This window comes from Roseateles puraquae, from assembly GCF_002205845.1.
GTDB lineage: Bacteria > Pseudomonadota > Gammaproteobacteria > Burkholderiales > Burkholderiaceae_C > Pelomonas > Pelomonas puraquae.
Genome location: NZ_NISI01000007.1, coordinates 228251 through 247452, shown reverse-complemented (window position 1 = coordinate 247452; position 19202 = coordinate 228251). Strand labels below are relative to the sequence as shown.

The following is a 19202-nucleotide window of genomic DNA, read 5'->3' as shown; positions in this document are numbered from 1 at the left end:
AAGGCCACACTGCAGCGCGCACTGAAAGCGCTTTCACATTGCCGACACAGGCGATGGTCACCTCACAGTTGGAGACACCTCATGAGCCTCTTCCGATCCCTGATCCGCCCGGCCCTGGCCGGCCTCGTGATGGCCGCCGCCGGTCTGGCGCAAGCCCAGTCGTGGCAGCTCGTCTGGAGCGACGAATTCAACGGCAGCATCGGCCCGAACTGGGTCTTCGAGACTGGTGCCGGCGGCTGGGGCAACAACGAGCTGCAGTACTACCGCCGCGAGAACGCCACCGTCGAGAACGGGGCGCTCGTCATCACCGCCAAGCGCGAGAACTTCGGCGGCGCGTCCTACACCTCGGCGCGCATGAAGACGCAAGGCCTGAAGACCTTCCGCTTCGGCCGCATCGAGGCACGAATGAAGCTGCCGTCCTTCCTGGGCGCCTGGCCGGCGTTCTGGATGCTGGGCGCCAACCTGCCCCAGGTCGGCTGGCCCGCCTCCGGCGAGATCGACGTCATGGAGCACGTCAACGACGAGAACAAGGTCTACGGCACCATCCACTGGCAAGACCACACCGGCGCCTATGCCCAGTACGGCGGCAACACCGCCACCACCGTGACCGACTGGCATGTGTATGCCGTGGAGTGGGACACCAACACCATCCGCTGGTTCGTCGACGGCAACAAGTACCACGAGGTCAACATCGCCAACGGCGTGAACGGCACGGACGAGTTCCAGAAGGACTTCTTCCTGCTGCTGAACTTCGCGGTCGGCGGCAACTGGCCGGGCTTCAACGTCAACAACGCGGCGCTGCCGGCGCGCATGTATGTGGACTACGTGCGCGTCTACGCCCCGACCTGGTCGCGCCAGATCGAAGCCGAGGCCTTCAGCGCGCAGGCCGGCGTGCAGACCGAGGCCTGCACCGAAGGCGGCCTGAACGTCGGCTGGATCGATACCAACGACTGGATGGCCTACAACAGCATCACCTTCCCCAGCAGCGGCAGCTACCGGGTCGAGTACCGCGTGGCCAGCCCGAGCGGCGGCACGCTGTCGCTGGACCTGAACGCCGGCAGCATCCAGCTCGGCCAGCTCGGCGTGCCAGCCACGGGCGGCTGGCAGAACTGGACGACCGTCTCGCACACCGTGAACATCAATGCCGGCACCTACAACGTCGGCGTGTTCGCGCCCAAGGGCGGCTGGAACCTGAACTGGATCCGCTTCACCAAGTTGTGACGTGCGCGGCGGGGCGGCACGAGGCCGCGCCTAAACTCGTGGCTTCGACCGCCTGCCGCCGATGAACAACAAGAACCTGCCCGCCAAGAAAGCGCTCCCCAGCCGCCCCGAGGGCGTCGTCACGCTGGAGCAGGTGGCTGAAGCCGCGGGCGTCTCGCCCAGCACGGTCTCACGCATCCTCAACGGCACGGCGGCTGTCAGCCAGGCCAAGAAGGATGCGGTGCAGGCCGCCATCCGCGACCTGGGCTTCCGGCCCAACCCGGTCGCGCGCGGGCTGGCCGGCGGCCGCACGCTCAGCGTGGGTGTGGTCACGCAGATCATCTCCAGCCCGTTTTATGGCGAGGCCCTGCTCGGCATCGAGCGCGAGCTCGAACGCGCCGGCTATGTACCGCTGTTCGTGTCAGGCAACTGGCATGAGGACGACGAGCGCAAGGCCATCGAGACCCTGCTGTCGCGCCGGGTGGACGGTGTCATCGTGCTGGCCGGCCGGCTGTCGGACGACGAACTCAGCCGAGTGTCGGACGCGCTGCCCATGGTGGTCGTGGGCCGGCAGCTGTCGGGGCCGCAGCTTTTCAGCTTCAGCTTCGACAACCGCGAGGGTGCCCGCCTGGCCACGCAGCATCTCATCGAGCAGGGCCATCGGCGCATCGCCTTCATCGCCGGCGACCTGATGCACGACGACGCGGTCGAACGGCAGAACGGCTACTTCGAGGCCCTCGCCGCCGCCGGCATCCCGGTGGACCCGCAGCTCATCGTGCAGAGCGACTACACCGAGGCCGGCGGCATGTTGTCGGTCACCCGGCTGCTGGAGCGGGACATGCACTTCACGGCGCTGTTCGCCTCCAACGACCAGATGGCCATCGGCGCCTGCCTGGGCCTGCACCGGCGCAACGTGCGCGTGCCGGACGATGTCTCCCTCGTCGGCTTCGACGACCTCATCATGGCGCGCTACGCCATGCCGCCGCTGACCACGGTGCGCCAGTCGGTGTACGAGATCGGTGTCGAGGCAGCCACGGCCATGCTGGAGATGCTGCGCGGCGGTCAGCCCAAGGCCCAACTCCCGGCGCCCGAGCTGGTGGTGCGCGAGAGCACGCGGCGCCTGCCGCGCTGAGGTCCGCCCGCCCCGACGTGGGGACTGTTGCGCGGCACGGGTAAACCATGTGGCCGCCCGGCAGGTCCGGCATCATCATCAAATGAAAGCGCTTTCATCGCGATCGCGAGCGGCAGCTTTTCAACCTGGCATGTTCCGAGTTCGGGACGCGACAGCTGATTTCCCCCATGGGAGCGATCACATCGCACGCCCGAAGCGGCACGGCACGCACGGCACCCGCCGTTGCAGGCACACCGCACACCGAGGGTGTTGCCTAGGTTGAAAGCGCTTCCAATCGCTTATTCTTGAAAGCGCTTTCAGCTCATCACCGAGCGCACGACAAGATCACAACTCTGGAGACAAGTGAATGAGACAGCTTCGCCCTGCCCTTCGCCTCACGACCCTGGCCGCCGCAAGCGGCCTGCTGTGCATGGGCGCCGCCCAGGCCCAGCAACCCAATGCGGGCCCCACGCCCAGCACCTCGGTGCCGCAGGCGCTGGCCAGCACGACGCAGCTGGAAACCGTCGTCGTCACCGGCATCCGCAAATCGCTGGAGACGTCGGTCAACCTCAAGCGCTCGTCGTCCGGCCTGGTGGACGGCATCGTGGCCGAGGACATCGGCAAGTTCCCCGACACCAACCTCGCTGAGTCGCTGAGCCGCATCTCCGGCGTGTCCATCGACCGCAGCAACGGCGAAGGCACCCGCGTGACCGTGCGCGGCATGGGCCCGGACTTCAACCTCGTGCTGCTCAACGGCCGCCAGATGCCGGCCTCCAGCATCGACGGCAGCGCCCCGAGCTCGCGCTCGTTCGACTTCTCCAACCTCGCCTCCGACGGCGTCGCTGCGCTGGAGGTCTACAAGACCAGCCGCGCCAGCAGCCCCACCGGCGGCATGGGTGCCACCATCAATGTGCGCACCCAGCGCCCGTTCGACATCAAGGACACCATCGCCCAGGTCGGCGTCAAGCTGGTCAGCGACCAGTCGGCCCGCCGCCTGCCCGGCGAGGAGCAGGGCAAGAACGCCACGCCCGAGCTGAGCGGCATCTACAGCACGCAAAGCAACGACGGCATGTTCGGCATTGCGCTGATGGGCACCTACCAGGTGCGCGACTCCGGCTACTCGCAGGCCAACGTCAGCAGCGGCTGGAAGACCTTCGACGGCATCAAGGACAACGACTGGAGCGGCAGCAACGCCGTCTGGGGCGGCCTGCCGCCGGCCTCGTCGGGCGACATCAAGAACCGCCCGACCGCCAACTCCATCTACAGCGTGCCGCAGAACATGAACTACTCGTTCACCGGCGTGCACCGCGAGCGCCTGAACGGCCAGCTCGTGCTGCAGATGCGCCCGGTCAAGGACGTGGTCGGCACGCTGGACTTCATCATGTCGGAGCAGAAGTTCCGCCAGCGCCGCAACGACATCTCCGCCTGGTTCAACTACGGCGGGCAGTTCGGTGAATACCAGCAGGGCTCGCCCTCCTCGCCCATCATCTACGGCGAGCGCATGACCAACTCCGACCTGGCCATGGGCGCCTCGCGCATCCAGACCAAGAACAAGAACCAGCAGATCGGCCTGAACCTGAAGTGGAAGGCCACCGATGCGCTGAACTTCGACTTCGACGCCCACCACGCCACCGCCACCTCGGGCGCCAACGACCCTCTGGGCACGAGCGTGACCCTGGGCACGGCCTCGCTGAACCGCAACGACACCTACGTCGACTTCAGCAACAAGTTCCCCGTGCTCAACATCAAGGGCACCACGCTGGACCCCAAGCTGATGGAGCTGCAGGGCTCGGTGTTCGGCAACAGCTACCAGAAGAACGAGGTCAACCAGATCCAGACCAAGGGCAACTGGAAGATCGACGCCGACAGCAGCCTGGACTTCGGCCTCTCGCTGACCGAAGTCAAGAACCGCTCGGCCTTCGCCAACGTGCAGCGCGACACCTGGGGTGGCGGCGCCGCCGGCGGCCCGTCGGCCATGCCGGATGACATCTGGAAGGTCGACTCCATCAGCAAGTACTTCAGCCGCATCCCGGGCTCCAACGACCCGCGGCTGTTCAACCAGTTCTTCTATTTCAACTTCGAGGACCTGCGTGCCGCGGCCATCAAGGCGCTGGGTTCGGACTCGCTGCTGAAGGCCTCGTTCAACTTCACCGACGACTACCGCACCACGGAAAAGTCCCAGGCCCTGTTCGGCCAGTACAACCTGGCCTGGGACTGGGGCGTGCCGATGGACCTCTCGGCCGGCCTGCGCTACGAGCGCACCAAGGTGCATTCGCCCAGCGTCGAATCCGTGCCCTCGACCGTGCGCTGGGTCTCGGCCAATGAGATTCCGATCACCTTCAACGGCACCACCAACGCCTCGCGTGACGGCAAGTACGGCTACGCCCTGCCCTCCATCGACTGGAGCGCTGACCTGAGCGCCGACTGGAAGGTGCGCGCCAGCTACGGCAAGACCATCGGTCGCCCGGGCTGGAACGCCATCCAGGGCGGTCGCACGCTCAACGGCCTGGCGCGCATCGACGGTGGTTCGGGCTCCGTGGGCAACCCCGACCTGAAGCCGCTGCAGTCCAACAACCTCGACTTCTCCAGCGAGTACTACTACGCCAAGAGCAGCTACGTCGCGGCGAGCTACTTCCGCAAGTCGCTGAAGGACTACAACGAAGCCGTCATCACCCCGCAGACGATCGCCGGCATCACCACGCCGATTGGCGGTGGCTACTTCCAGAAGGCAGTGCAGCTGGGCAAGTGCGCGGCGAATGATTCGGGTTGCATCCGCGACTACATCTTCGCCAACTTCGCCGGCCAGCCTGGCGTGGACGCGGCCAACAAGATCATCACGGCCCAGCCGACCGATCCGCTGCTGGTGTTCCAGATGGGCACCTTCCAGAACAACGAGCGCACCAGCAAGCTCAACGGCATCGAGCTCAACGCCCAGCACATCTTCGGCAACACCGGCTTCGGCGTGTCGGCCAACTTCACCAAGGTCCGCTCCAACCTGAGCTACGACAACAACAAGGCCGGCGCCCAGACCAACGTGCTGGTCGGCCTGGGCGACTCGGGCAACCTGGTGGGCTTCTACGAGAACGAGACCTGGACCACCCGCCTGGCCTACAACTGGCGCGGCAAGTTCCTGGCCGCCAACTACGGCGGCGTCGAAGGCGCCCAGCCGCTGTACGTCGAGCCCTATGGCCAGTTCGACCTGAGCGTCGGCTACAACTTCGACAAGAACCTGCGCCTGCAGTTCGAGGCCATCAACCTGACCGACCAGTACACGCGCACCCACCTGCGCAACGAGAACCAGATCGGCGCGGTGACCCAGCTGGGCCGCCGCATCATGATCGGCGCGCGTTACAAGTTCTGAGATCGCGCCTCGGGGCCGGTGACGTCCGGCCCCCTTCCCGCGGGGAGGTCAAGGAAAGTCGGGACGCAACGACGCGTCCTTGTGAGGCAAAGTCTGGTTCGGCGGTGCTGCCCTGCGTGGAGCTCCGCCCTTGTTCGCCGCTTGGCGAGGCCGCATCTGCGGCCCTTTTTCTTTCAGGAGGCGCGTCCGTGAACGAGAGAGTGCGTGAAGTCGTGGTGCTGGGCGGCGGCTCGGCGGGCTGGCTGGTGGCGGGTCTGCTCGCGGCCGAGCACGGCGATCTGCGCATCACGCTGATCGAATCCACCGACGTCCCCACCATTGGCGTGGGCGAAGGCACCTGGCCCTCGATGCGCGACACCCTGCGCCGCATCGGGCTGGACGAGGCGGAGTTCATCCGCCGCTGCCAGGTCTCGTTCAAGCAGGGCTCACGCTTTGACGGCTGGTCGCGCGGTGCGCCCGGCGCACAGGGCGATCGCTACTACCACCCCTTCATGCTGCCGGTCGGCTACGGCGATGTCGACCTGGTGCAGGCCTGGCTCGCCACCCAGCCCGAGCGGCCGTTCGCGGACGTCGTCAGCCCGTCGGTGCAGGTCTGCGAAGCCGGCCGTGCTCCCAAGCAGGTGCAGACCCCCGGCTTCGCCGCCGTCGCCAACTACGCGTATCACTTCGATGCGGGCCTGTTCGCCCAGACGCTGCGCGAGCACGCCACACAGCGGCTGAACGTGCGCCACGTCGTCGACCATGTCGATGCTGTGCTCACCAGCGCCGAAGGCGACATCACGGCCCTGCAGACCCGCGCCCACGGCCCGCTGGCCGGCGACCTCTTCATCGACTGCTCGGGCCTGTCTGCGCGGCTCATCGGCGAGCACTTCGGCGTGGGCCTGAAGAGCGAGCGCGACGTGCTGTTCAACGACGCCGCCATGCCGGTGCAGGTGCCCCACGCCCAGCCCGACGCGCCGCTGGCCACCTGCACCATCGCCACCGCCTGGGCCAAGGGCTGGATCTGGGACATCGGCCTGCCCAGCCGCCGCGGTGTGGGCTGCGTGTACTCGCGCCGGCATGCCAGCGATGACGAGGCCCAGGCTGCCCTGCAGGCCTATCTCGACGCGACCGGCACGCCGCCCGACCGCCCCGCCCCGCGGCAGATCCGCTACGACCCCGGCTACCGGGAGCGCTTCTGGGTGCGCAACTGCGTCGCCATCGGCCTGGCTTCGGGCTTCATCGAGCCGCTGGAGGCCTCCGCCCTGGCGATGGTGGAACTCTCCGTGCAGCGCCTGTGCGACGAACTGCCGATGACCCGCGCCACCATGGACGCCGTGGCCCGCCGCTTCAACGACGACTTCAGCTACCGCTGGGCCCGCGTCATCGACTTCCTGAAGCTGCATTACGCGCTCAGCCAGCGCGACGACAGCACCTACTGGCGCGACCACCGCGACCCCGCCACCTGGCCCGAGCGGCTGCGCGAGCTGCTGCCGATGTGGCGCCTGCGCGCCCCGGCCCGGCATGACTTCGGCCGCAACGACGAGGTGTTCCCGTCCGCCAGCTACCAATACGTGCTTTACGGCATGGGGTTTCGCCCCGAGCTGCAAACGCAGCCAGCCGATCGCCTGCAGGCCGCCCAGGCCTGCTTCGACGAAGCCGTCCGGCAGGCACGCCGCTTCGTGCCGGGCCTGCCGGGCCATCGCGCCCTCATCGATCACCTCCACCAGTCCAACGCATGACGCCCGCCCTGCTCGACAACGTCACCCACCGCCATCTGCGCATCCACACCGATCGCTCCGCGGCGCATGGCGACGCACGCCAGTCCTGCCTCGCGCTGCCGGCCGAGTTCCGCCAGCTGCAGGCCCACTTCCCCATCGTCTTCCAGCTGGTGGACGGCAACGCCGGCTTCCAGCCCGTCGCGCTGTTCGGCCTGGAGGAGGGCCAGAACCTCTTCCTGACGCCCACCGGCTGGGACGCACCCGTCATGCCCATGGCCCTGCAGCGCGACCCCTTCATGATCGGCCGCGCGCCGGACGACACGCTGCAGCTGCACATCGACCTGGCCAGCCCGCGCATCGTGCGGCCGGACGAAGGCGAGGTCGGCACGGCCCTCTTCATGCCGCATGGCGGCTTCAGCGACTACCTCGACCACATCGTGCAGCTGATGGAACACCTGCATGCGCACGCCCAGCAGCTGCCCGTCTTCATCGAGGCGCTGACCCGCCACCAGCTGCTGGAGCCCTTCGTCATCGACATCGAGACCCCCAGCGGTGAGCAGGGCCGGCTGACGGGCCTGTTCACCGTCAACGAGGAGCGCCTGGCCGCCCTGCCCGGCGCGGCGCTGGAGACGCTGGCGCGCGAAGGTCACCTGCTGCCGATCTACATGCAGATCGCCTCGCTCGCGCAGCTGCCGGTGCTGCTGGAGCGCGCCAGCCGGCGTTAATCCATGCGCGAGGTCCCAGCCTGGCCCGGCCCGTTCGACCCGAACGCGCTGCCCGATGATTTGCTGAGGGCCGAGCGGCCCTATGTGGTGCGCGGCGGCTTCGCGCACTGGCCGGTGGTGCAGGCCGCGCGCCAATCCGACGAAGCCCTGGCCCGCTATCTGATGGGCATGTACAACGGCGTGCACGTCGGCCTGTTCCAGCTCGAACCCCAGGAACGAGGCCGTGTGTTCTACGCCGACGACGGCCTCACCCGCTTCAACTTCAACCGCTACAGCGCCACCCTCGACCAGGTGCTCACCGGACTGCTCGGCGTGGCCGCCGTGCCCGAGCCGCCCGCGCTGTACGTGGGCTCGACCACGGTGGAGGCCGTGCTGCCCGGCTTCATGGAGGCCAACGGCCTGGGCCTGGGTGCGCGGGATGCCCTCGTGAGCCTGTGGCTGGGCAACCGCACCCGCATCGCCGCGCATTACGACCTGCCGGACAACCTCGCGGTGGTGGCCGCGGGCCGGCGGCGCTTCACGGTGTTTCCGCCGGAGCAGATCAAGAACCTCTACGTCGGGCCGCTCGACCCGACACCGGCCGGCCAGCCCATCAGCCTGGTGGACTTCGCCGCCCCCGACTTCGACCGCTACCCTCGCTTCGCGCAGGCGCTGGCCGCCGGCGAGGTGGTGGAGCTGGACCCGGGGGATGCCCTCTTCATCCCGAGCATGTGGTTCCACCACGTGGAGGGCCTGGCGCCGGTCAACCTGTTGATCAATGCCTGGTGGCGCCAGACCCCCGAGTACGTAGATTCGCCGCTGAGCACGCTGCGCCTGGCGCTGATGACCCTGCGCGACCTGCCCGAGAAGGAAAAGCGCATCTGGCGGCATCACCTCGATCACTTCGTCTTCAACGACGACCCGCACACCTGGGACCACATTCCCGCCACCGCCCGCGGCCTGCTCGGGCCCATTGACGAGACGCTGTCGCGCCAGGCCCGCACCCAACTCTTGAACCAACTCAAGCGATGAACACTTCCAAGCCCTTCAACCGCGTCGTCATCGCCGGTGGCGGCACCGCCGGCTGGATGATGGCCGCCCTGATGAGCAAGCTGCTCGGCAAGCAGCTCGACATCAAGCTGGTCGAGTCCGAGGAGATCGGCACTGTCGGTGTCGGCGAGGCCACCATCCCCGCCCTGCTGAGCTTCCACAACCTGCTCGGCATCAACGAGGCCGAGTTCATGGCGGCCACCAACGCCACCTTCAAGCTCGGCATCAACTTCGAGGGCTGGAAGAACATCGGCCAGGACTATTTCCACTCCTTCGGCAGCACCGGCAACGACCACTGGAGCGCCGGCTTCCAGCACTTCTGGCTCAAGGGCCAGCGCGACGGTCTGGCGCGCACCTACACCGACTACAACCCCGAGACGGTGGCCGCGTTTGCCAACCGCTTCGCCCATGTGCCGCGCAGCGGCCTGAACTACGCCTACCACCTCGACGCCGGCCGCTATGCCAAGTACCTGCGGGCGATGAGCGAGGCGCATGGCGTGCAGCGCATCGAGGGCAAGATCGGCGCGGTGCTGATGGACGGCCCGCAAGGTCGGGACGGCCCCATCACCGCGCTGCAGATGCAGGATGGCAGCCGCATCGACGGCGACCTGTTCATCGACTGCACGGGCTTCCGTTCCATGCTGCTCGGCGAGGCCCTGGGCGTGGGCTATGAGGACTGGTCGTACTGGCTGCCCTGCGACCGCGCCGTGGCCGTTCAGACCGCCTCGGTGCGCGATGCCTGGCCCTACACCCGCTCCATCGCCCACCCCTTCGGCTGGCAATGGCGCATCCCGCTGCAACACCGGGTGGGCAATGGCCTGGTCTACAGCAGCAAGGAGATGAGCGACGCCGATGCGCCCGAGGTGCTCAAGAAGAACGTCGAGGGCGAACTGATCACGCAGCCTCGCGTCATCAAGTTCCTGCCAGGCCAGCGCGACAAGGTCTGGCATCGCAACTGCATCGCGGTCGGCCTGGCCAGCGGCTTTGTCGAGCCGCTGGAGTCCACCAGCATCCACCTGATCCAGCGTGCGGCCATCCGACTCATGCAAACCTTCCCGTCGGGCGGCATCCAGCAGGCTGATGTGGACGAGTTCAATGCGCAGAGCAAGCGCGAGCTGGAGCACATCCGCGACTTCATCGTGCTGCACTACCACGTCAACGAGCGCACCGACTCTGCGCTTTGGAAGCACGTGCGCGAGATGGACATCCTGCCTTCGCTGCACCACCGCATCGAGCGGTTCCGCGAAAGCGCCCGCGTGTTCCGCCCGAGCGACGAACTCTTTGCCGAAAACTCCTGGGTGCAGGTCATGATGGGCCAGGGCATCACGCCCGAGCGCTACCACCCGGTCGCCGACCTGATGGGCCGTGACGAGCTGACGCGCTTCCTGGGCGACATCCACCTCAAGGTGTCCCGCACGGTCGCCGCGCTGCCGGGGCACCAGGCCTACGTCGAGCAGCTGTGCGCGCCGTACCGGCAGGCCAGCGTCAGCCAACTGGCCGCCATGCCTGCAAGGGCTTGAAAGACCCTGTCCGCTGCCCCAGATAGCCGTTCAGCCCACAATCTCGCCCACCATGAAGTTCAACCACACGATCCAAGCCCGCCTCAACACCTGAGCGCCCTTCGACCGTGTTCGGAAGGCGCCAGCGCCTTCCGGTCCCCCCAACCCCGGCAGGCCTGTCCCTCCCGGGGTTTTTCGTTTTCAGAGTTCCACCATGTTCAACCGCACCTTCGACAAGCTGATCGCCACGATTCCCGAGCGCCGGAGCGCGGCTCGGCTGTGCCTGTCGCGTGCGCGCTTCGGCGTCCTGACCTCACGCTAGCCCCATGGCGATTCCGCCGGGGCTGGCAAGCCAACCCCGAATCAGGAATCACCATGAACTCGAACATCACCTTCCGCAACCTGCGCAACATCGGCGTCATCGCCCACGTCGACGCCGGCAAGACCACGACCACCGAACGCGTCCTGTTCTACACAGGCGAGAACCACCGCATTGGCGAAGTCCACGACGGCGCCACCACGATGGACTTCGACCCCCAGGAGCGCGCGCGCGGCATCACCATCCACAGCGCGGCCACCACCGTGCACTGGCACGGCACGCAGATCAACCTGATCGACACGCCCGGACACATCGACTTCAACATCGAGGTGCGCCGCTCGCTACGCGTGCTCGACGGGGCCGTGGTCGTGTTCGACGGCGTGGCCGGTGTGGAGCCCCAGACCGAGACCAACTGGCGCCTGGCCGACGAGTACCGCGTGCCGCGCATCGCCTTCGTCAACAAGCTGGACCGGACCGGTGCGGACTTCGACCGCGTGGTCGCGATGATGCGCGAGCGCCTGGGTGCGAACGTGCTGCCGGTGCAGCTCCCGATGGGCACGGAAGGCGACTTCCGCGGCGTGGTGGACCTGCTCTCGCAGCAGGCCCTGGTATGGGACCGTGACGACGCCCAGGCGCCGCCGCGCGTGACCGCCATCCCGCCCGAACTGATCGGCCCGGCTCAGCTGGCCCGCGCCCGCCTGGTGGAAGCCGTGGTGGAGCGCGACGACGCCCTGCTGGACGCTTGGCTGCGCGGCGACAGCCCCTCGCTGGACGCCCTGCGGGCGGGCCTGCGCGCGGCCACGATTGCAGGCGAGCTGGTGCCGGTGCTGGCAGGTTCGGCCTTCCGCAACCGCGGCGTGGAACCGCTGCTGGATGCGGTCGTGGCCTACCTGCCCGCGCCCGGCGAAGCCCCCGGTGCGGTGGCCGACGACGGCACGCTGTCGGCACTCGCCTTCAAGCTGAGCGCGGATGACCACGGCACGATGGTGTTCGTGCGGGTCTACCGCGGCCGCCTGCGGCGCGGTGACACGGTGTTCAACGCCAGCACCGGCCAGGCCGAGCGCGTGACACGGCTGTACGAGATCCACGCCGACCGGCGCGTCGAACGCGACGAGCTCGTAGCGGGCGACATCGCTGGCGTCGTCGGCCTGAAGGACGTGCTGACCGGCCACACGCTGGCGGCCACGCGCGACGCGCCGGTGCTGGAGAGCATCGCCGTGCCCGAGCCGGTCATCGACCTCGCCATTGAGCCGCAGCAGCAGGCAGGCGCCACGGCCCTGGCCAAGGGGCTGGCCGTGCTGGTGCGCGAAGACCCGTCGCTGCGCCTGCGGCAGGACGCCGAGACCGGACAGACGCTGCTGTCGGGCCTGGGTGAGCTGCAGCTGGAAGTGGCGGTCGAGAAGCTGCGTTCCCGCTTCGGCGTGGCCGTGTCGGTGGGCCGCCCGCAGGTGGCCTACCGCGAGACCATCACGGCGGCTGCCGAGGTGCGCCATGTGCATCGCAAGCAAAGCGGCGGCCCCGGCCAGTTCGCCGAGCTGACGCTGCGCATCGCACCGCTGGCGCGCGGCGAGGGCCTGCGCTTCAGCAGCACGGTGGTGGGCGGCGCGATTCCGCGCGAGTTCATCCCGGCGGTGGAGGCCGGCATCCGCAAGGCGGCCCAGGCGGGCCCGTTCGCCGGCCATCCGTTGGTGGACTTCGAGGCGGTGCTGGTGGACGGCAGCGCGCACGTGCGCGATTCGTCGGCGCTGGCCTTCGAGCTGGCGGCGGCCACCGCGCTGCGCGAGGCGGTGCTCAAGGCGGCGCCCGTGGTGCTGGAGCCGGTGATGGCGGTGGAAGTCGTCACGCCGGCCGAAGCGCTGGGCGACGTCATCGGCGATCTGCTGCGCCGCCGCGGGCAGGTGCAGGGGCAGGATGTGCGCGGCAGCGCCGTCGTCGTGTCGGCCCAGGTGCCGCTGGCGCAGATGTTCGGCTACATCGGCCAGCTGCGCGCACTCAGCGCCGGGCGCGCGCAGTTCACGATGCAGCTGAGCCACCATGCCGAGCTGCCGGCCCGACTGGCACAGGCCGCCTGAAGCTGGAGTAGACGGGGTGAGGTCTTGCAAGGGGCCTCACCCCTTTTCTTCATGGCGCCTACCAGCGCAGGTGCACCACGCGATAGCCACCCGCCTTCAGCGTCTTGAGGAGGAAGGGCAGCGCGCGCGCCGTCTGATCCTGCGCGTCGTGCAGCAGGATGATGCCGCCGCCCGGCTTCGCGAGCTGGCCCATGAGCTTGTCGGCCAGCATCTGCGGCGTCTGGTCGGGCAGCCAGTCCTCGGCGCCGGCGTCCACCGACATGACCGTGATGCCGAGCTTGTCGAGCGCCTTCATCAGCGTGGGCGACTCGGCCAGGAAGGGGAAGCGGTAGGCGGCCGGCGCCTCGCCCAGCACCTCAACGTAAGTCGCGATCATGGCCTTGAGGTCGCGGCCCTGGTCTTCAGCGGGCAGCTGCGAGAAGTTGTCATGCCGGAAGCCATGCATGCCCACGCTGTGACCGGCATCGCGCACCGCGCGCGCCAGCTCAGGATGGCGGGCCATGGGCTCGCCGTTCATGAAGAAGCTCGCCTGAACACATTGATCGGCCAGGGCCTTGAGCACCTGCGGCGTGGACTCGGGGCGCGGACCGTCGTCGAAAGTGAGCACCACTTCCTTGGGCGCGAGGCCCGGCAGCGGCGCATGCTGGGCGGTGCCCCAGGCGCCTGCAGCCCGCGGCAGGGTCAGGGTGCGGGTTGTGCCGAGCGCATCGGCCGGGCAAGCCGGCGCCGCAGTGGTCGTCGACGCGGCCAGGGCCAGGCTCAACAGCAGGCTCATCAGTGGCCTCCGGCGATGGCGGGCTCACCGGCCGCCTCGGGGGCTGCCTCGTGGTCGTGCGGGAACGGCGCAAGCCAGGCCAGCACCACCGGCGGAATGGAGAACACCAGCACCCAGCCGAAGAAGCTCACGTAGTGATGGTTGACGTAGGTCCACAGCAGCCCGCTCACGCTGCCCGTGCCCCACTTGGTGAGGGCCATGACGCCGGTGGCCATCGCGTAGTGAGCCATGCGGAATCGGCCGGGTGCGATCTGCTGCATCATGTAGAGCATGTGGCCGACCGAGCCCATGCCGAAGCCAAACTTCTCCAGCGCCACCACCACGGCAATCGTCGTCGTGTCGGTCGGCATGGACTGGGCCAGGTAGAAGTAGGTCAGGTGCGGCACATTGAGCACCAGCGCCAGCAGGAAGAAGCTGCGCGGCAGCGTCCGCCTCGCGACAAGAAAGCCGCCCAGGAAGGCGCCGGCGATGAAGGTCAGCGTGCCGACCGTGCCGTTGATGTGGCCGAGCGCCTCGTTGTCCAGGCCCAGGCCGCCGGCCTCGCGGCCATCGAGCAGGAACAGCGGGCCGAACTTCTCGATGAAGCCCTCGCCAAAGCGGTAGAAGAAGATGACCGCCAGCATCATCCAGATCTGCGGCTTCTGGAAGAACGTGACCCAGGCTTCAGCGGTCGCCTTCAGGCCCACGGCCAGGCCCTGGCCCTGCAGCGCCGACGGCGAGCCCGGCGGCAGCACTCGCAGGTGATAGACGCCGAACAACGCCATCGCCGCGGCCGCCAGCGACACCACGATGACCCAGCACTGCACCCAGTTCAGGCCCATGTGGTTGTGCAGATAGCCCGTGAGCGACACCAGCAGGCCCGAGGCGATCACCGCCCCCATGTTCCAGCACATGCCCTGCAGCCCGGAGTAGCGCGCCTGGTCGGTCTTGGAGACCGTGGTCATGAACACGCCGTCGGCGCAGGTGTCTTGCGTGGCCGAGGCGAAGCCGACCAGCCAGAAGAAGGCCAGCGACAGCTTGAAGAAGCCCTCCAGCGGCAGGCACAGCGCCACGAGCGCCAGGCCGGCAGCCATCGTGAACTCCATGCTGATCACCCAGAACCGCTTGCTGCGGTAGGCCTCCAGCAGCGGCGCCCACAGCGGCTTGAGCACCCAGGGCAAGTACATCTGCGAGGTGTACAGCGCGATGTCTTCGTTGGCGACGCCGAGGTTCTTGTAGATGATGGCCGCGACCACCCCCACCATCACATTGGGCAGGCCCATGGCCAGGTAGAGCGAGGGCACCCAGACAAGCGGGTGGCGGTGGGGCGAGGTCATGGAGTCTCCGTGGCTTTTTGGGGGGGCAGCGCAGGTGTCAGGGCCTGCAGCGCGGCCGACACATAGACCAGCGGCGCATTCCAGTTGATCGCCACCTCGTTGCTCGCATAACTGCAGAAGTGATCGAGGTAGGACAGCGCCGGCTGCTTCGAGGCATAGGGCACCGGGCAGCCCTTTTGGTCCTGCTGGCCGGGGTTGGGGCCGCCCACCAGGAAGCCGGGCACCGGCGCCTCCACGCCATCGGCCTCGGAAGGCCGGTGGTGCGGGTGCATCGGCGGATGGGTGCCGAAGCCGGTGACGTAGCTCTGGCCGAGCGGATTGCGTCCCAGCACATGGTCGAACAGCGACTGCGCCGCAGCCAGCAGCCGGGGTTGCCGGTCCAGGCGATAGGCCTGCAGCAGCATCAGCGCGCGGTTCAGCAGCTCCGAGTTGCTGCCCCAGCCGAAGTCCTCCGGGCGCACGCCGAGCCGGTAGGCCGAGGCCTGCCAGAGGGCGATCTGTTCTTGCGCGAAGGTCATGAGGCGGGCTTTGACGACAACGCTGTCATTTTCCCCGAGTTTGTCGAGATGCGCGCCTAGGGTTACCCACAGCAGGCCCTTCACATCCGCCCAGCCAGGGGTGCTGATCGTGAGCTGGGCGAGGTCGGGCCGGTAGCTCGCTTCACCCGTGGCCAGCCAGAGTTCGGTGCCGGACCAGGCGAACTCGTCAGCCAGTTGGTTGTCGTCGTACCCGCCGGTGCGGATGTCGGGCGGCTGGCGATAGATCTCGGCGGGATGCTGCTGCGCCCAGGTCCAGGCCCGGCGGGCGGCGACGAGCATGCGCTGCGACAGCCCGGGCCGCTGGGCTTCGAAGGCAGAGAACACGCGGCTGGCCTGCGCCATGACGGCCGCGAAATCCAGGGTCGCCGCGGTCGACTTCTGCACCACATAGCGCTCACCGCGCGCGTCGGCCGGCATCACCACGCCGTCGAAGCCCTGGTTGGTGAGCTTGTGGTAGACCCCGCCGTCCGCCGGGTCCTGCATGTCCAGCATCCATTCGAGGTTCCACAGCACCTCGTCGATCAGGTCGGGCAGGCCGTTGCCGCTTTCCGGAATGTTCAGCCGCTGCGCCTTGAACACCTCGGGGAAATGCTCCCACGCCGCCAGCAGCGTGTAGACCGTGATGCCGGAGTTGACGATGTACTTGTTGTAGTCACCGGCGTCGTACCAGCCCTTGGGCGCGCGGATGACCGTGCCTTCCGGCCGACCGGGCCCGGCGGCCGAGGCATGCACGCGCACCTCGTCGTCGGGGTGGCCCGCGGCGCGCGCCCAGCGACCCGCATGCTCGGGCAGCAGCGGCGTGCTGGCCCGGTTGAAGTAGAAGGCCTTGATCGCCGCGGCGTTGAGCGCGGCATAGGCATCGGGCGCAACCGTGAAGGTGGGCGAGTCCGGCAGGCCGGCCACGCGGATCTGGTACTGGCCGGGCCGTGTCAGCGCGGAGAAGTCCATCAGCCGCACCTCGCTGCCGGCAGGCGCCCACAGCGCGGGTGCGCCGAGGCGCCCGCGCAGCACCACGCGACCGCTGCGGGCGTCGACCACCTGGAAGCCTGCCGCCTTCATGGCCGGGGCGGCCGGGGCCGCCGCCACCTTGGTCGCGCCTGGCAGGTAGCCCACCTGGTTGACCGCGATGCCGGCATCCGCCCACGCCGCGCCGGCCGCTGTCAACAGCAGCGACCACAGCAGGCCGCGCTTCATGCCGGCGTCCAGTTCAGGCGCGCACCGCTGGCCAGCACCGGGCTGCGATGGCCGTCGACCTCGATCGCCCAGTCGTGCAGCGCGCCTTCGGCCACCTCGGCGGTGTAGGCCGCGCCGCGGCGGCTGACCGTGCCACGCGCCGCCACCGCGCCGTCTACGCCCACCACCGTGAAGGCCGCACTCGCACCGTCGGCCAGCTCGAACACGCGCAGCACCGTGCCGCGGGCGTAGTCGTAGTCGGGCTTCTCGGTCTCCGCACCCCAGGCGATGACGCTGCCCGGTGCCGCATACAACGGCATGGACAGGAAGCCATGCGTCTCGCGATGCCAGCGGCCACCCGCCTTCTTTTCGCCCGACAGCAGATGCGTCCAGGTGCCCGTAGGCAGGTAGACATCCACCTCACCGCTCTCGGTAAACACCGGCGCCACCAGCAGGCTGCCGCCCAGCTGGTACTGGCGGTCCAGCGTCGCGCAGGCAGGGTCGTCCGGGTGTTCCAGCACCATGGCCCGCATCACCGGCACGCCGGTCTGCGAGGCCTCCTGCGCGGTGGCGTAGAGGTAGGGCATCAGTTGGTGCTTGAGCCGGGTGAACACGCGCAGCACGTCGCAGCTTTCTTCGTCGACCAGCCATGGCACCCGGTAGCTGCTGCTGCCGTGCAGGCGGCTGTGCGAAGACATCAGGCCGAACTGGATCCAGCGCTTGTAGACGGCCGGCGGCGGCTTGCCTTCGAAGCCACCGATGTCGTGGCTCCAGAACGCAAAGCCGCAGGCCGTGAGCGACAGGCCGCCGCGCAGGCTCTCGGCCATCGACTCGAAGGTGCTCCAGCAGTCGCCGCCCCAGTGCACCGGGAAGCGCTGGCCCGAGGCATAGGTGGAGCGCGCGAACACGATGGCGTCGCGGCCCTGCACTTCCTGCAGCAGCTCGAACACGGCTTCGTTGTAGTGCAGCGCGTAGAGGTTGTGCATCTCGACGGGGTCGGAGCCGTCAAAGTACTGCACGCCCTCGCTCGGGATGCGTTCGCCGAAGTCGGTCTTGAAGCAGTCCGCGCCGGTGGCCAGCAGGCGGCGCAGATGGCCCTGGTACCAGGCCTTGGCCGCCGGGTTGGTGAAGTCGACGATGGCCATGCCGGGCTGCCAGAGGTCGGTCTGGAAGGTCAGGCCGTTGGTCCTCTTAATGAAGTAGCCCTCCCGCACGCCCTCGGCGAAAAGCGGCGACTTTTGCGCCACGTAGGGGTTGATCCAGAGGCTGATCTTCAGGCCCTTGGCATGCAGCCGCTGGAGCATGGCCTCGGGCTCGGGGAAACCGCGCGGGTCCCACTGGAAGTCGCACCACTGGAACTCGCGCATCCAGAAGCAGTCGAAGTGGAAGACCGACAGCGGCAGCTCGCGCCGCGCCATCTCGTCGATGAAGTGCGTGGCTGTGGCTTCGTCGTACTGGGTGGTGAACGAGGTCGTCATCCACAGCCCGAAGCTCCAGGCCGGCGGCAGCGGGGCGCGGCCTGTCAGCGCTGTCAGCCGGGACACGACATCCTTGGGGCTGGGACCGGCAATCACGCAGTAGTCCAGGCTCTCGCCCTCGCGGCTGAACTGCACGCGCGCCACCTTCTCCGAGGCCACCTCGAAAGACACCGGGCCGGCCTCGTTCACCAGCACGCCGTAGCCCCGGTTGGTCAGGTAGAAGGGCACGTTCTTGTAGGCCTGCTCGCAGGCCGTGCCGCCGTCCTTGTTGGTGTTCTCGACCACCTGGCCGTTCTTCACCCACGCGGTGAAGCGCTCGCCCAGGCCGTAGACGTTCTCGCCCACCGCCAGGCTCAGCTGCTCGTGCACATGGTTGCCCTTGGGCCCCCACTGGATGTAGCCCAGGCCGCGCCAGTCGCTCTTGGTCAGGATGCGGCTGCCCTCGCGGAAGGTGAGGCTCCAGCCTTCGCCCTTCTTCACATCCACCGAGATCGCGCCGGAGGTCAGCGTGGCGTGGGTGTCGGTCTCGGTGATCTGCACCGGCGCCTGCGTGGCGCCCACCATCGGGATGTGCAGGCGCGGCGCGCTGGACGCGGTGTAGTGGGTCACGCTCACCCGGATGACGCCCGGCAGTGGCGAGCTGAGCGTGACGGTCAGCGTGGGGCCCTGCAGCGTGTCGCCGCGGTGCTTGATGGGTCGGGTCGTGGCGAGCACGACCAGTCGGTCGGCGTGGGCTTCCACCTCATAGGCCTCGGCCGCGTAATGCGCGGCGACGCCCGGTTGAAGCATCCACTGTCCGTCAGTGAACTTCATGAATCGATCCTTGTTGTCTCCGTGGTCGAGCAGGCTTGGAGAAGGCCTGCACGGCGTTGTTCGTGTCGGTGTCGAGTCCGGCAGTCGGCCTC

General features: G+C 68.2%; 12 protein-coding genes. 8 read left to right on the top strand and 4 right to left on the bottom strand.

Going from position 1 to position 19202, the window contains the following annotated elements:
- The first annotated feature begins 81 nt into the window (after positions 1-81).
- From CDO81_RS18320 to fusA, 8 genes are all read left to right on the top strand, one after another.
- The gene (locus CDO81_RS18320) at positions 82-1221 is read left to right on the top strand and encodes a carbohydrate-binding protein (RefSeq protein ID WP_088484668.1); all 1140 of its coding nucleotides are present in this window, start codon (positions 82-84) and stop codon (positions 1219-1221) included.
- Between the two features lie 61 nt (positions 1222-1282).
- Entirely contained in the window at positions 1283-2332 is a 1050-nt protein-coding gene (locus CDO81_RS18315; protein WP_088484667.1) for a LacI family DNA-binding transcriptional regulator, read from the top strand.
- Between the two features lie 346 nt (positions 2333-2678).
- A complete protein-coding gene (locus CDO81_RS18310; protein WP_206602129.1) occupies positions 2679-5672 on the top strand; it encodes a TonB-dependent receptor in 2994 nt (997 codons plus the stop codon).
- A 188-nt stretch (positions 5673-5860) separates the two neighbouring features.
- Positions 5861-7393 carry a tryptophan halogenase family protein gene (locus tag CDO81_RS18305; protein ID WP_088484666.1) on the top strand — a complete coding sequence of 511 codons (1533 nt, stop codon included), beginning with the start codon at positions 5861-5863 and terminating at the stop codon, positions 7391-7393.
- On the top strand, positions 7390-8097 hold the full coding sequence (locus tag CDO81_RS18300) for a SapC family protein (RefSeq protein ID WP_088484665.1): 708 nt from the start codon (positions 7390-7392) through the stop codon (positions 8095-8097). The genes CDO81_RS18305 and CDO81_RS18300 overlap by 4 nt, the downstream gene beginning before the upstream one ends.
- A gap of 3 nt (positions 8098-8100) precedes the next feature.
- Entirely contained in the window at positions 8101-9108 is a 1008-nt protein-coding gene (locus tag CDO81_RS18295; RefSeq protein WP_088484664.1) for a cupin-like domain-containing protein, read from the top strand.
- Complete coding sequence (locus CDO81_RS18290) at positions 9105-10646, top strand: tryptophan halogenase family protein (protein WP_088484663.1); 1542 nt, start codon at positions 9105-9107, stop codon at positions 10644-10646. The genes CDO81_RS18295 and CDO81_RS18290 overlap by 4 nt, the downstream gene beginning before the upstream one ends.
- A gap of 354 nt (positions 10647-11000) precedes the next feature.
- Positions 11001-13016 carry an elongation factor G gene (gene fusA, locus CDO81_RS18285; protein WP_088484662.1) on the top strand — a complete coding sequence of 672 codons (2016 nt, stop codon included), beginning with the start codon at positions 11001-11003 and terminating at the stop codon, positions 13014-13016.
- A gap of 58 nt (positions 13017-13074) precedes the next feature.
- Here fusA and CDO81_RS18280 read toward each other — a convergent pair whose 3' ends face one another.
- From CDO81_RS18280 to yicI, 4 genes are read right to left on the bottom strand one after another with little or no spacing between them, the layout of a single operon-like run.
- A complete protein-coding gene (locus CDO81_RS18280) occupies positions 13075-13791 on the bottom strand; it encodes a polysaccharide deacetylase family protein (protein ID WP_088484661.1) in 717 nt (238 codons plus the stop codon).
- Positions 13791-15107 carry an MFS transporter gene (locus tag CDO81_RS18275; RefSeq protein WP_088484660.1) on the bottom strand — a complete coding sequence of 439 codons (1317 nt, stop codon included), beginning with the start codon at positions 15105-15107 and terminating at the stop codon, positions 13791-13793. Before CDO81_RS18275 ends, CDO81_RS18280 begins: the two co-directional genes overlap by 1 nt.
- Positions 15104-16840: a glycoside hydrolase family 9 protein gene (locus CDO81_RS18270; RefSeq protein WP_088484659.1), complete on the bottom strand. Its 1737-nt coding sequence runs from the start codon at positions 16838-16840 to the stop codon at positions 15104-15106. The genes CDO81_RS18275 and CDO81_RS18270 overlap by 4 nt, the downstream gene beginning before the upstream one ends.
- Positions 16837-19110, bottom strand: coding sequence for an alpha-xylosidase (gene yicI, locus CDO81_RS18265; RefSeq protein ID WP_088484658.1), 2274 nt, complete (start codon positions 19108-19110; stop codon positions 16837-16839). Before yicI ends, CDO81_RS18270 begins: the two co-directional genes overlap by 4 nt.
- Positions 19111-19202 lie beyond the last annotated feature (92 nt).